The organism is Brevibacterium sp. HMSC07C04 (assembly GCF_001815905.1).
In the GTDB taxonomy this organism is placed as follows: Bacteria; Actinomycetota; Actinomycetes; order Actinomycetales; family Brevibacteriaceae; genus Brevibacterium.
The window spans coordinates 24,805-39,631 of record NZ_KV823250.1; the positions used below are offsets into that span (position 1 = coordinate 24,805).

The following is a 14,827-nucleotide window of genomic DNA, read 5'->3' on the forward strand; positions in this document are numbered from 1 at the left end:
GGTTTAGCCTAGTGCTGCCGCCCGCCTTCGGACGGCGTCTTAGCTGTTGTCCTCGCTGGCTTCAGCTGCTGACACCATGTAGGCCTGATCGATGTTCTGGGCTTCACGTTCGGCAATCAGCCGTTCAACGGTCGAAATGAAAGCCTGCTTCGATTCGCCGACCCCGTGGCTGCCGAAGTACAGAGCACGTGCTTCGGCACGGGCTTCTGCATTGCCGCCACTGGCCAATTCAGTTTCGATCATTGTCTGAAGGCCATTGACAGTTGAATCGTCGATGATGGGCACACTGGATGCGATGGGGGACTCGTCGATGAGCTTTTCGCGGTTTGTGCGGCGGTCAGTCAGCAGGAGCGGGCTGTCTGCTTTGAGGTAGAGGAAGTCCAAGCCAACGCTGGAGATGTCGGTGATCATGAGGTCAACATCCTCGAACATGGCAAGGATGTTGCCGTCGGTCAAGACCAAGTGCTCTCCGCCGCCAGCATTGGCTTTTTCGATCAGCTCGAGGATCATGGCGTGCCCGCCCTGCATGCCCTCGTCGTGCGAACCAGCCACACGCGGGTGCGGCTTGTAGACAAGGCGAGTGTTCGGTGTTGCCAGAGCAGCCGCAACGATGGCCGGGCCGAAGCAGTCGACTGAGGTGTAGTTGTTGTTGTCGTTTTCGCCTTCCCACGTGGGGGCATACATGATGGTGCGCTTATCGCTGGCTGGAAGTTCGGGTTCGTAGTCGAGGTCAAGTTGAGGCCTGCCGACCTCAATGAGTTTGGATTCGTCAAAATCAACGAGTGCACGTTGGTGCCTGCGCAATGCAGCAGGTCCAGCGGTGAACACAGCGTCGTATGCCTTGGCTTGGTTTGAAACCATGGACAGCTTGTCAGATTCACCGTGATTGATGTGCACGTGCACCGCGGGAGCAAAACTCAGCACCTGGAAGTTCGATTGCCCGTTGTTGACATACAGGATGAGCTTCGGTTGGTGCTCTTCTACGTACGTCATCATGTCGTCGAAAGACTGCCGGAAGACGATGGGCAGAGATGTGCAGTCAGCGGTTTCCTGGATTGAGGAAGGGCGGCGAAGAAATACTGCAGTTGGGACAGCTCTGTTCAGCTCTTCGAGTACGGGAAGCCACTGTTGAAGCTGGTAGAGCTTTGAGTGAGTGTCGCCGAAGTAAACAAGAGCCTTGGCGTCCGGTGCGGCGCTGTCTGCGAACTCGCGGGCAGTCAGCGTGAATTCGCGCGTGCCGCGTATACGCTGGCTGGTGGCCTTCCAAGCGCGCGATCGCAGGACTGCGAGAATGGCGTTTCGTACAAGCTGGCGCACACGTCCTCCTGGGGATAGAGCAGATCGGGCACATTCTACTGGCCGCTTGACTGGTGCTGGGGCACTGTATCCACAGCTGGCGTTGCAGAAAGTGCGCCTCGCCGCTCGGCTATACGGTCGCGAAAGCTGCGGCCTCGGTACAATACACGGTTAGTGATGCTGAACGTACAGCAAATCGTAAGTGAACAGAAGGGCACAATGAAGCAGGCAGTACGGAAAATCCTGGGGCGTGCAGTAAAGCGTGTGCCGGCAGAAACAAGGCGCAGAGTTCGCGACGGCGTTCACCCAGCGCTGCGGCAGCGAATCGTGACGCTTTTGGCAGGATCTCAGTCTGGCAAACCCAAGCTGTCGGTCATCGTACCCGTCTACAACGTAGAACCGTATATTGCCAAATGCCTGAACAGTCTGATTCAGCAAACCTACCGGAACTTGGAAATCATCGTTGTTGATGACGGAAGCCCTGACAATTCGGCAGCGATCGCTCGCCAATACGCTCGATGGGACAACCGTGTCAAGGTGATCAGCAAGGTCAACGGCGGGCTTGGAGCTGCTCGCAACACTGGTCTTGAACACGTGACCGGCGAGTATCTGACGTTTGTCGATTCCGACGATCGCATCCCGCGTGACGCGTACCAAGTGATGATGCGCACTATACGGCGCACTGGCTCCGACATGGTCAGCGGTGGAGTGTACCGGCAGAAGGGGACAAAGGTCTGGCTCTCTGCGTGGACAAAAAAGTTCCATTCGGAAGACCGGCTCAGCATCACCATTGATGATTTCCCAGAAATCTTCGAAGACGCCATGGCCTGCAACAAGATCTTTTCCATGGAGTTCTTTCAGCGGGCCGTCGGAGAATTCCCTGTCGGCATTCGCTATGAGGACCAGGAGCCAATGGCGAAAGCGTACTTGCGGGCGCGATCTTTTGACGTTCTTCGGCACCCGGTCTACTACTGGCTGCTCCGCGATGACGGTTCGTCCATTACCCAAGGTAAAGAAAACATTGATGACCTTACAGACCGGCTGGCAGTGCTTGAAGCCGGGACACAACACGTATTCAGCGAAGGCTCAGATGCTGCGCGCCGTGGGTGGTTCAAAAAGGTCTTGACCGGTGATCTGATTCAGTACCTGCACGTAGCGCAGAGAACCGGGCAAGAATACTGGGACGTTTTCAGCGGTGGACTGAAGAAGATTGTCGCCCTCAGCGGAGACGATCTGTGGAGTGACCTCCCGTTTTGGCTCAGGTTGCCCATGTGGCTTGCTGTCCATAAAGGGAGGAGTGAGGCATTTGCCGCGGTGCTCTGGCGCAGTGAGCATGGAACCGGACTCAACCTCAAGTCAACTGACGCTGGGTTTGTGGTTGACGGCGCAGACTTCGAAGAAGCGTTTGGCACCGTTCCATCAGAGATACTTCAGGTCGCACCGGACTCCGTTGTACTCAATTGTGCTGTTAACCGGGTCGAATGGGTAACCGGTTCCGTCGTTGAGATCGCCGGGCACGCGCACTGTGATCACCTGTTCAACGGCAGCGAAGTGACGCCCCGCTTGCTTTTGGTTAACAAGTCCGGTGACCGGGAAATCGAACTCTCCGCCGATCGCACGCAACCGCTGCTTCTTCATCCTTTCAAGTCTCAGCTGGTTGCGCCGACAAAGACTGCCTACTCGGTGCGAATCAACACAGAGAACTTTGATGCGATCGAAGAGTGGCGCCTCATCGCTCGAGTTTCCGTCAACGACATCGATATTGACCACCCCGTTGGGGCACTCGACCAAGCGAAGGCAGCTGCTGATCCTGGATTTTCGGATGTACGAGATGGTCGGCGCTGGATTCTTGAACCAGCCCCGGACGGCAACTTGTGGTTCAAACCCCAACAGGTGACGCTGTCGGCAGAGATTGAAGAAGTCGGCGGCCGTCGATTCGCTGTGGTCACACGCGGCGACCGTGCGGCAGACTTCAATAAACTGCGGATCTACAATCGCCGTTCATCGCATGAACTTGTGGTTGCAGGCCAGCCCACGCCCGATGGAAGTTGCCGGTTTGAGTTTGAACTGCCGACGCTTGGCGGGTCTTTAGCCGAAAAGAACACTGACAACGCATGGACGCTTCGCGCAGTCAACGGCAAAAAGCAGATGCCGTTGAAGCCGCATCTCGGATACAGCGGGGTCCGGAGCTTTCTAGACGCTGGGGCTGTCCATGCCGGTGTCACGACTGCCGGGAACCTCAAAATCCATGAAAACCCGTGGTTCGTTATGGCCGACTCTTACGCCATTGATTCGGACAGCGGTCATACGCGAATCAGCATCAACGGTCGCTTCGAACTGCCGACCGGGTGGAGACCCTCCGCTCTGGAGCTGTGCTCCGAAACCAAGACGGTTGCTCATGCAGATGTCGAATGGGCTGCGGGAGAATTTTCTGCCACTGTCAACCTGACCTCCCAAGACTGGTTTGACAACACCGTGCCTCTGCCTGCGGGCGGGTATCACTTTAAAGTCGAAGGAACTGACAGTCGCACTGGGCACACCGCGCGCAAGTGGCTCCGGTTGTCAGATTCGGCAGCTATGTCATTGCCCGGATTGTCTGATGATGCGACGCCTGCCGTCGTCATCACCCGCACAGTCAAAACTCGGTCGCTGTGGTTGCGACTCACACCGCCGGTTAAGTTTGCGGAACGGAGCGCGTATAACCGGGCTCGGGTTATCGAGGACGCTGTTCGCGCCCACGCCGACAGACCACTGGAGAAAGCTATCCTGTTCGAATCTTTCTTCGGAAGACGAGCGGGGGATATTCCAGAGCCCCTGTACTTCGAACTTCGCAAGCGTCTGCCGGATTGGAAATTCTATTGGTCGAACGCGCAGGAGAGCTTCGAAAGCCCCGAGGGTACAGAAACCGTTGTCACCCACTCCGAAAAGTACATCAGGGCCCTGTTCACCAGTCAGATCATCGTCAATAACTGCGAATTCCCGGCGTACTTCCGAAAGCAGCCAGGACAACTGTACGTGCAGACGTGGCATGGAACTCCACTCAAAATGATTGGGGCAGACGTTCACAGCGCGGGACTGTCTCCTGAGTACCGTGCAAAGGTGCGACGCGAAACGCAGTATTGGGACATTCTGTTGGCCCAGTCTGATTTTGCCGCCGAGAAGTTTGAGTCGGCCTTTTCGTCACACGCCCGGACTATTGTTGATGGATACCCGCGCGTGGATGTGCTTGTGGACCCTGAGCGGATGCGTGCAGCGCGCGCAGCAACCCGGGCGAACCTGGGACTGAGTGATGATGACATCTTCGTCCTCTATGCACCGACCTTCCGTGATGCGTCGAAAAAGGCCGGTGTTGGATACCACCTGGAAATTGCCATTGACTTTGAGCGTTTGAAGCAGGCGCTGCCTGGTAATGTTCGCCTCGGACTTCGAGCGCACTCAAATGTCAGGGCCATGCAGTTGGCCGGTGACGAGTTTGTCATTGATGTCACCGAATTTCCCGACGCGCAAACGCTTCTCGCGGCTACCGACGTGCTGATTGCTGACTATTCGTCCATCATGTTCGACTTCGCAGCGACCCGCCGACCGATGGTGTTCTTCGCCCCAGACCTAGAGGACTACTTGGAGAAGAGCCGCGGCATGTACTTGGACTACGAGTCAACCGTCCCAGGCCCGCTGGTGCGCACGACGGCCGAACTGGCGGACGCATTGAACACTGTCATTGAGAAGGGATCACAGGCGTACGAGGCTAAGTACGCGGAGTTTGTGGCTGATTACCTGCCCCACGAGGATGGGCACTCGGCCGAACGCATTGCCGATCAAATCGTACGTGCCGCCCGGTCACAGGAGAACTGAAAACATGTTGGTCCGCTGAGCTCATGCTAGGGGAAGCGCTGACTTCACGTCAGCGCCTCCTTCTGTATTCAGGCTCGGAGAATGCAGGGCCGCGATCCCCGCCTGCGAATCGTTGCGCTCACCCTCTTCAGTGAGACACTGGTCTCATGACTGTTGATCAGGAGATTGCACGCAAGGCTCAGATTGAGCGCATCGACTCAATTGCTCAGGCAGTCGGGCTCAGCGCTGATGACATCATTCCCTACGGCCATTACAAAGCGAAAGTCCCCGCACCTGACGTTGTGCAGCGCGGAAACAGTGCCGATCTCGGCAAGCTCATCCTGGTCACCGCCATGAGCCCAACGCCGGCGGGCGAAGGCAAGACAACCACGAGCATCGGCCTGGCCGACGGCATCAACCAGCTGGCCCAGCAGGAGAACTGGGACGTCCCAGACGGCAAACAGCCTGCCGTGCTTGCCCTGCGCGAACCATCCCTGGGCCCTGTGTTCGGAATGAAAGGCGGCGCAGCCGGCGGCGGATACGCGCAAGTGCTGCCCATGGAAGACATCAACCTGCACTTCACCGGCGACTTCAACGCCATCGCCCTTGCCAACAACCTCGCGGTAGCTGTTCTCGACAACCACCTGCAGCACGGCAATGAACTCGGCATCGACCCGCGCCGGGTTGAAATCCGCCGCGTAGTCGACCTCAATGACCGTGCCCTGCGCCAAATCGCCATCGGCCTGGGCGGCTTCACCGGGGGCATGCCCCGCGAAGACGCCTTCGACATCGTCGTTGCCAGCGAAGTCATGGCAGTGTTCTGCCTGGCGACCTCCATCAAAGACCTCAAAGACCGGCTGGGCCGCATTGTCGTAGCCCGCACCTTCAGCAAAAAGCCCGTCACAGTCGCCGACCTCGGCGTGCAGGGCTCCATGGCGGCCCTCCTTGCTGAAGCACTCTCACCCAACCTGGTGCAGTCCATCGAACACACCCCGGCGTTCGTCCACGGCGGCCCCTTTGCCAACATCGCCCACGGCTGCAACAGCGTGCTCGCCACAACGGCAGCAATGACCCACGGCCAGTACGCAATCACAGAAGCCGGCTTCGGTGCAGATCTTGGGGCCGAAAAGTTCCTCGACATCAAATGCCGAACCGCGGGAATCTTCCCCAGCGCGGCAGTAGTCGTCGCCACCGTCCGCGCCCTCAAATACCACGGGGGAGTGGCCAAAGCTGACCTCGAAGCCGAAGACATTGACGCCCTCAAAGCCGGGCTTCCCAACCTGCGCAAACACCTGAACAACCTGCGTGAGGTCTACGGCATCCCCACTGTCGTAGCCGTCAACCGCTTCCCCACAGACACCGACGCGGAACTTAAAGCGCTGAAAACAGAACTCGACGGCACCGCCACGGTCGCCATTGCCGAACACTGGGCCAAAGGCGGCGCCGGTGCAATCGAGCTTGCACAAGCAGTCATCGCAGCCGCCGACGGCAGCCAGCCGCAGCCGAAATTCGCCTACGAACTCGACCAGCCGCTGGAAGCCAAAATCGAGGCGATCGCCACGCGCATCTACAACGCCGACGGCATCGACGTACCCGCCAAGGTCAAGCGCAAACTCGACATGTTCACCGCCGACGGCTACGGCGACCTGCCGGTGTGCATCGCCAAAACCCAGTACTCGTTCAGCACCGACGCGGCCCGCCTGGGTGCACCCACCGGCCACACCGTCACAGTGCGCGACGTGCGCCTGTCCGCAGGTGCGGGCTTCATAGTCGTCATCTGCGGTGACATCATGACCATGCCGGGCCTGCCTAAAAGACCGGCAGCACTGTCCATCGACGTCGACGATGACGGGGTCATCTCCGGCCTGTTCTAAGCCCACACGCCCGAGGCGGAGGTCCAGAACTCCCGCGGGTCACCGCGGAACTGGACCTCCGCCTCGTAAGAAGTGAGACAGCTCAGATCAGCGATGGTCCACCAGGCGGGCCAGCCAGTCGCCCACGCGCTGAATGATGACGACAACCGCCACCAGCAGCACAATGCAGGCAATCATGACATCGCCCTGATAGCGCTGGTAGCCATAGGAAATCGCCAAAGCACCCAAGCCTCCGCCGCCCACAGCCCCGGCCATCGCCGTGTATGACACCAGGTTGACCGCTGTGACCGTCGCCGCCGAAATCAAACCCGGCAGGGCTTCGGGAATCAGCACCTGACGGATGATCTGAAAATTCGTCGCACCCATCATCTGGACAGCTTCGATCTTGCCGCCGGCAACCTCGCGCAGAGCAGCCTCGACCAAGCGGGCAAAGAACGGAATGGCGCCGATTGCCAGCGGCACAACAGTCGCCTGCCAACCCAAAGCACTGCCGACCACAAAGCGGGTGAACGGGATGATCGCAATCATCAGAATGATGAACGGGATCGAACGGCCGAAATCCACAATCGCACTGACAATCCGGTGCACAGTCAGCTGTGGAGCCAGCGAACCCTTCGCTGTCACCCACAGCCAAATGCCCAACGGCAAGCCCAGCAGAACCGCAAACAGGGTAGAGAACGCCGTCATCTGCAGCGTCTCAATCGTCGCCGGAAGCAGATCCTTGGTGATCGCCGGGTTGTTCAGCCAACGCGGTTTGTCGCCGGCTGCAAGCACAACATCAGAAGCAAACATCAGCGAGCCTCCTTGCAGTAGATTCCGGCATCCGCCAGGGCCTGAGCCAAGCGCTGCGTAGCAGGGTCATCGGCCCCGCGCACACGCAGCCTGCCGACCTCCAAACCGTCAATCGTCTCAAGGGTTCCCGCCTGCACCTCGGCAATCGGAACACCAGCGGAATCCGCCAGCGCAAACAGCTCTGATGCCGACGTCCCAGCCAAACTGACTTCCAGAGTCCTGCGCTCCTCACCTTCCTGCGGCAAAGGCGCTGACGGCAGAGGAATGAGTTCCTTCGCCAAGGGCGATGAAGGGTCAGCCAGAATGTCGCGCAGACGGCCAGTCTTCATGTTCTTGCCGTCAGCCAGCAGAGTGACCGAGTCGCAGATTTCACGCACAACTGACATTTCGTGGGTGATGATGAGCACCGTGATGCCCAGTTCGTCACGCAGCTGGCGGATAAGCCCCAGAATCTGGGCGGTCGTGGTGGTGTCAAGGGCCGAGGTGGGCTCGTCACACAGCAGAATCTGCGGGTCGGCAGCCAGGGCGCGGGCAATGCCCACACGCTGACGCTGCCCACCCGACAGCTGCGCGGGGTAGCTGTTCCCGCGTCCTTCCAAGCCAACGCGGCCCAGCAGCGATTCCGCTTTTGCGAAAGCATCCTTCTTGGGCACACTGGCAACCAGCAGAGGGTGGGCAATGTTCTGCAGCGCAGTCTTCGCCGACAGCAGCTCAGCGTGCTGAAACACCATGCCGATATTGCGGCGGGCCTTCCTCAGCGCCGCCCCGCGCAGACCGGTCACATCGACCCCGTCGATTTCCACCGTCCCAGACGTGGGCCGCTCCAGCCCTGTCAGACAGCGGATGAGGGTCGACTTGCCAGCACCAGAACGACCGACAATGCCGTGAATGAGTCCGGCATCAACCCGCAGGTCAATGCCGTCTAAAGCCGTGGTGCCCGCGAATTCCTTCGTCAGGCCAGTCAGAGTGATCACCCGGCAGTTTCCTTTCCGTGGGGATAAGCCGCTGTGCGAAACACGCGAGGGAGTCCAAACGCCGCACACCTTCGATGTGCGGAGCATTCGGCGCCGAAACACAGGCGGCAAAGAAAGTGTGACACCAGATGACTATCCCGGCTATCCGGCCCGTCATAAAGCGTCGTGAAGCACGTTGGCGCGGATTTTCACTAAGATGACCCCGATGGTGAGGAAATACCGCGGCGAAATTCAAGCCCTGCGAACAATCGCAGTGCTCGCCGTCGTCATCTACCACATCAACCCGAACTGGCTGCCCGGCGGATTCATCGGCGTGGACGTGTTCTTCGTCATCTCCGGCTACCTCATCACCACGGGGCTGCTGCGCCGCGTAGCCGAACACGGCAGAATCTCCGCAGCTGACTTCTGGGCCAACCGGGCCCGCCGAATACTGCCTGCGGCAACGCTGACCATCATCACGGTGACCATCGCGTCGCTGTTCATTCTGCCGCGCTCACAGTTTCCCACCCTGAGCCTGCAGGCAGTCGCCTCCGGCTTCTACATTCAGAACTACGCACTTGCCAGACAGTCGGTTGACTACTTGGCCGCCGACACAGCCCCCACACCCTTCCAGCACTTCTGGTCCCTGTCGATCGAAGAGCAGTTCTACATCTTCTGGCCCATGCTGGTAGTCGCCGCATGGCACATAGCTCAGCGCATCCGCTGGGCCAGCCCCACCGACGACATCCGCCACCGACGCCGCGTCAGAGTGGCAGCCACAGTGCTGTTCTTCGCTGTAGTCGGAGGGTCCTTCGCATACAGCGTCTACATCACCGCACACAACCCCACCAGCGCCTACTTCTACACCCTGTCACGCGTGTGGGAACTGGGAGTCGGCGGCATCCTCGCCGTCTACCTGGGCGACCCCGTGAAATTCCCCCGCACCCGCAAATGGCTGGCACTGACCGGCACGCTCACAATCCTCGCCTGCGCCTTTGCATATTCCGGCGACATTCCCTTCCCCGGTCTGACCGCCCTCGTGCCGGTGGCGGCAACCGCCGCAGTGATCACCGCAGGCCACACCACCGGTTGGGGGTCCCCACAGCGAATCTTCGAACTGTGGCCCGTGCAGAGAATCGGCGACTGGTCCTATTCCATGTACCTGTGGCACTTTCCGATCATCGTCTTCTTCGAAGCGCTCGCAGGGCGCAAAGCAACAGTGCTCGAAGCGGTCATCATTGTGCTGGCCTCTATACTCATCGCCGGATTCAGCTTCTACCTGTTCGAAAAGCCGATCCTGCACTCACCGACCATGCGCCGCTCATCTCCGCTGACCCTGGCCGGAGCGCTCGTGGCCGTCACCGCCGCGGTGGGCATCGGCACCGTGCCGCACGCTCTGGTCAAAATGGACGAGGCGAAAGCCGCCGCCGCTGAAGCTCAGGTCTTCGACCCGCCGGAACTGACTGCCGCCGGTGAATTCGGGCCGGGATTCAAGTCCCTGCGGACCACCATGTACGAACCGGTCTACCAAGCCCAGCCCATCAAACCGGGACTGGGCTCGATCAGCGAAAACCACCCCACATTCGACGGGTGCGGAGACGTTCCCGCTCTCGGCACCTCGGCAAACACCCCACCGTGCACTGCCGGAGACAGCAGCGGAACCAAAACACTCGTTGTGGCAGGTGACTCCCACGCGGTGCAGTGGGTGCCGGCATTTGAAGAAGCACTGGGCCGTCAGGGGTGGAAGATCGTCGTCATAGCGCGTGAAAACTGCCCGCTGAACCCCCAACCGCGCACTTTCGAGCAGCAGGAAAGCGGCTTTGTCTGCTCACAGGCCGTGCCGGACATGCTCACCAGCATTCAAAAGCAGAAGCCAGACGCCATCGTGATCACCAACCGCCGCTACGACGACTTCGCCGGCGGGCAGCCCAATGCCCAGCGCGGCTACGAAGAGGTCTTCGAGCAGCTGTCCGACACCGGAGCGAAGATCATTGCGCTGGGCGATTCTCCCGAAGCAGCGAACGAGGAGAACATGGCCGACTGCGTGGCCGCAGCCGGTGACGACACCAGCGCCTGTGACTTCCCACGGCCAGGGCAGGCAGAAGAGAAGTCCAACCGGGCGCTGCGCGGGGCCGCAGACAAAGCCGGTGACAGCGTCGACTACGCAGACACCCTCGACGCCTTCTGCACCGACACCACCTGCCCGGCGGTCATTGGGTCTCGCGCCGTCTACCGTGACTCCAACCACATCACAGCGGAGTATGCGACCACACTCGACAGCTATATCAGCCGTGATGTCGTTCCGCTGATCACAACTGCAGAATAAAAGCGTTTCTGCACCGCCGCACCAGGCGCATGCGGCTACCATTGCTCTGGATACAGTCCCCTCAAACCTGTGAAGCTGAGAGTGCAAGAGAACAATCCCTTCGGCTCGCGCCGCATCGCCGCCATCGTCCCGTGCCACAACGAAGAGCTGACGGTCGGGAAAGTCGTCACCGACCTGCGCGCCGCCCTGCCCGGCGCGGCAGTCTACGTCTACGCCAACAACTGCTCCGACAACACTGCCGAAGTCGCACGGGAAGCAGGCGCTGCCGTGCGCTTCGAAGACCGGCCCGGCAAAGGCAATGTCATCCGGCGGGCTTTCGCTGACATCGAAGCGGACATCTACCTGATCATCGACGGTGACGACACCTACGAAGCCGCAGACGCCCCCGGCATGGTCCAGACGATGATCGACGGGAACTACGACCACGTGCTCGGGGTGCGCACCCCCGCCGATTCATCTGCGTACAGGCCCGGCCACGAAAGCGGCAACCGAGCGTTCAACGTTCTGACCAGCTGGACGTTCCGCGACAAGGTCACTGACATGCTGTCGGGCTTCCGGGTGTTCTCACGCCGGTTCGTCAAATCCTTCCCCGCCGTCAGTCGGCACTTCGAAATCGAAACCGAACTCACGGTGCACACCATGTCGCTGCGACTGCCCAACGCCGAATACCCGGTGGGCTTTCGCGACCGTCCGGAAGGCAGCTTCTCGAAACTGTCCACCGTCAAAGACGGATTCAGAATCCTCGGCCTGATCACCCAGCTGACCGCCCACGAAAGGCCCCGGCTGTTCTACGGCGGTCTGACCGTTCTGTTTGCCCTCATTTCGCTCATCCTGGGCCTTCCCGTGGTGTGGGAGTACTTCCAAACCGGCTACGTGCCGCGCCTGCCCACCGCGCTGCTGTCAGCAGGCTGCATGATCCTTGCGTTCCTCATGGGATCGGTGGGAATCATCATGGACGGTGTGCGCCGAGCCCGCCGAGAGACCTCCCGCCTGCACTACCTGGCACTGCCGGCGCCCGGAAATGAGTGAGAGTCGGCACAGCTCGCTGATCAAGGAGGCGCTGCAGTTTCTGACCGTCGGCGGCATCAGCTACATCGTCGATGTGGGGCTGTCCAACCTCCTGGTGTACGGCCTGTGGGCAGTGCCCGCACTCCTGCACGACGGCCCCATCAAAGCGAAGATCATTTCGACTATTGCGTCCGTCATCGTCGCCTGGATGGGCAATAAGCTGTGGACCTACGGAGACAGGGAGACCGGCTCAAACCTGCGCGGTTTTGTGCTGTTCGTCCTAGTCAACGGCGCCGGCATGATCATCACCGTGCTGCCGCTGGCCTTCACCTGGTACGTGCTGGGACTGCGCGGCCCCATTGCCTACAACATTTCGACGAACATCGTCGGCATCGGCCTGGCCATGGTGTTCCGCTTCTACGCCTACCGAACCTGGGTCTTTCGCGACACGCGCGAAGTTCTTGACGGCCCTGCGTCCTGACCTGTAAGCACGCACCACCGGTTTGGGTGAGTGCGCGCGCAGCTCTGCGCGCAGAGTCGGCCAGGACTGAAGTGAATCCCGGGTCTTTCGGCCCGCGAGTTCATAGTTCTCCGAGCGTCGCGCCAAGCACGCCAGCTGCGAAGGGACCTCCTCGCTGGGCTTTTGAAAGTAGTTCTCCTCCAGCCAGGCCGGGTCCGGGTGGCGGAAGTTGCCCGCCGCGAGGTCATCGAAAGTTCCTATGAGGTTTGAACCGGCGAAGACCTCATTGAGCATTTTCTTGGTCACCCCGAAATCGCCGATGATGAAAGTGCGCAGGCCCCGGTCCAGAGACTCCAGCGCCGCAGTTGATGACACCGTCACAAGCGCAGCCCCGTCTGTGAGGAAATCAGCCATGGGGCCGACTTCAACCTGGAGGTCGTCAGGTCCCAAAGCTCCTTCGGCAATGAGCTCCGACAGGATCTCAATATAGGTGTGCTCTTCGTGGTGGGTTTCGTGTTCGCCTGGGCGGCTGCGGACCTTGATGATGACAGGAACATCGAGCTGTCTTCCGGCACGGGCAAGTTCCAGCAGAGCGGTGCGACGGTCACAGCGCTCCTTGGGAACCTTTGCCTGCGGGGCGAAGATAATGCGGTTCGGGGCTGTGCCGTCGGCGAACTGCGGCTGCGGAGCACCGACGGACTTCAGCATGGGCAGGCGTCCCACCCACACATCCACCGGCAGGCCCAGCCGTCGATTGACCTCGCGGTACAGCTGGCGCTCGTGTTCAGAATGGGCTATGAAAGCATCCCCGCGGCGGCGGTAGCGCTGGCCCTTGAACGTTGCAGGCAGGCCCACACCGGGCAGACCGGACACCAAACCGGGTCGGCGCGGCAGACGAGCGGCAGTCGAATACACCGTCTGCACCACCGGGCCGGTGGCCGCTGCCAACACCACGTCCGGGCTGGCCGCCGACAGTTCGCCCTCCAAACGAGACACGGGGACCAGGGGGACCTCCGCCTCGGCCCGCGATGTTCCGGCAACCGCATTGGCAATCTGCTCGCCCGTGGGCTGGATGGGAGACTCGACAATCCACAGGTCCGTTTCAAAGCTGTCGTCCAAGCCGTCCAGCAGCGCAGCCGCCCACTTGAGATAGGACTCGCTGTCACAGACGGCGACAAGCCGGTGGCGCCTCGCCCCGTGAGAATCGAGCATCCGGCCCGGTGAGAGGGCCGACTGGGCATTGAGTTCACGACGCAGCGAGTCCGGGGCGGATGTTTCCCACCACGCGCGCGGAATTTCGGTGATGTGGATTTCGGGGCAGTCCATGACCAGCGGCAGTGTCTGCACCGCCGTTGACGGCATCGAATAGACCGGTGTGTGCGCGGGAAACGGCGCCAATCGCAGTTCGAGAGGCGTGCCCGATTCCACGACGGTGATGCCCTGCAGGGCGCCGATGGCAGCGAGTTCGTCAGCTGTCTGGCGGCGGTGAGCGAAATACAGTGCAGGCTGCTGCCTGCCGATACCAGCGGCCCAGTCGATAAGCGCCTGTTGGTTGATCAGCCCGTCAGCGGCAAGAGCAGTGCCCACAATGACAGCGCGGTCGGTGGGAGTGTCGGGCGCGGTGGCCTCCAAACACCTGCGCACCTGCGCGAAGGAATGACGGACGAGTTTCCCACCGGCGGCCGTAAAGCGCTGCGGCAGGGACTCATCGGGCGTCAGAGCGCTGAACCACGTGAGCCTGCCCAGCTTGATGGCGCTGCGCAGCACCGCTGCGGCGGCATGGCCCAGCGCGGTCCGCCGCACCGTCGGTTTGATGCGCGCACGGACAAGCGCCTGCCGGTTGGGGCTCAGAATAAGTCGGATAGCGCGCACCGTGGCAAAGCCGTCATCAAGAACCGTGATGTGCGGCAGCCCTCCCGGCCGCACCGCACATTCGGCAAGCAGCCGCTGAATCCTGCCGGACAGAGGGTCACCCAAAAGCAGATGGCCAGCCTGCGCGGCTTGCGCGGGGGAGGGGAAGCCCGACTGCAGGCGAGAGTCGTCCCGCAGCAGACCCTCGGGCAGGTTGCTGGCGAACGCGGCCAGTGACGGACTGTCTTCGCGAATGCAGACCACCACGTCGTCTCTGTGCTGAGCAGCGTGCAGAGCCTCCAGCCCTGACAGAAGCTGCAGAGGTGATTCAGCCAGAATGTACGTTCGTGCCACGCAATATCCTCCCTAAATGTGCACGACCCGGCGCAGACAGTGACAGCAACCGGGAAGCGCTGTGAGATTATGGGCCAAGAGT

General features: G+C 60.6%; 8 protein-coding genes and 1 pseudogene. 5 read left to right on the forward strand and 4 right to left on the reverse strand.

Annotated features, from left to right (window positions below; translation table 11 throughout):
- Positions 1-39: 39 nt before the first annotated feature.
- Positions 40-1,317 (reverse strand): CDP-glycerol glycerophosphotransferase family protein, encoded by a 1,278-nt coding sequence (locus HMPREF3162_RS03710; protein ID WP_083318891.1) that lies wholly within the window; start codon positions 1,315-1,317, stop codon positions 40-42.
- A 156-nt stretch (positions 1,318-1,473) separates the two neighbouring features.
- On the opposite strand from HMPREF3162_RS03710, the gene HMPREF3162_RS03715 reads away from it, so the two are divergent.
- On the forward strand, positions 1,474-5,148 hold the full coding sequence (locus tag HMPREF3162_RS03715) for a bifunctional glycosyltransferase/CDP-glycerol:glycerophosphate glycerophosphotransferase (protein WP_083318892.1): 3,675 nt from the start codon (positions 1,474-1,476) through the stop codon (positions 5,146-5,148).
- Between the two features lie 146 nt (positions 5,149-5,294).
- Positions 5,295-7,001 carry a formate--tetrahydrofolate ligase gene (locus tag HMPREF3162_RS03720; protein WP_070776948.1) on the forward strand — a complete coding sequence of 569 codons (1,707 nt, stop codon included), beginning with the start codon at positions 5,295-5,297 and terminating at the stop codon, positions 6,999-7,001.
- 87 nt (positions 7,002-7,088) lie between these two features.
- Here the strand turns inward: HMPREF3162_RS03720 and HMPREF3162_RS03725 are convergent, their stop codons facing one another.
- Both HMPREF3162_RS03725 and HMPREF3162_RS03730 read right to left on the reverse strand, forming a co-directional pair.
- Positions 7,089-7,793, reverse strand: coding sequence for a methionine ABC transporter permease (locus HMPREF3162_RS03725; RefSeq protein ID WP_070574660.1), 705 nt, complete (start codon positions 7,791-7,793; stop codon positions 7,089-7,091).
- Positions 7,793-8,767, reverse strand: coding sequence for a methionine ABC transporter ATP-binding protein (locus HMPREF3162_RS03730; protein WP_070574658.1), 975 nt, complete (start codon positions 8,765-8,767; stop codon positions 7,793-7,795). The genes HMPREF3162_RS03725 and HMPREF3162_RS03730 overlap by 1 nt, the downstream gene beginning before the upstream one ends.
- Before the next feature lie 205 nt (positions 8,768-8,972).
- Between HMPREF3162_RS03730 and HMPREF3162_RS03735 the strand changes: the two genes are divergently transcribed.
- The 3 genes from HMPREF3162_RS03735 (at position 8,973) to HMPREF3162_RS11340 (ending at position 12,561) form a co-directional block, all read left to right on the forward strand.
- Positions 8,973-11,072 carry an acyltransferase family protein gene (locus tag HMPREF3162_RS03735; RefSeq protein WP_070776949.1) on the forward strand — a complete coding sequence of 700 codons (2,100 nt, stop codon included), beginning with the start codon at positions 8,973-8,975 and terminating at the stop codon, positions 11,070-11,072.
- Positions 11,073-11,141: 69 nt separating this feature from the next.
- Positions 11,142-12,101 (forward strand): glycosyltransferase, encoded by a 960-nt coding sequence (locus HMPREF3162_RS03740; RefSeq protein WP_256278289.1) that lies wholly within the window; start codon positions 11,142-11,144, stop codon positions 12,099-12,101.
- Positions 12,094-12,561, forward strand: a complete 468-nt coding sequence (locus HMPREF3162_RS11340; protein WP_083304162.1) for a GtrA family protein — start codon at positions 12,094-12,096, stop codon at positions 12,559-12,561. Before HMPREF3162_RS03740 ends, HMPREF3162_RS11340 begins: the two co-directional genes overlap by 8 nt.
- A gap of 141 nt (positions 12,562-12,702) precedes the next feature.
- On the opposite strand, the pseudogene HMPREF3162_RS12115 reads toward HMPREF3162_RS11340, so the two are convergent.
- A pseudogene (locus HMPREF3162_RS12115) lies at positions 12,703-13,902 on the reverse strand (DUF6716 putative glycosyltransferase); the annotation flags it as partial.
- Positions 13,903-14,827 lie beyond the last annotated feature (925 nt).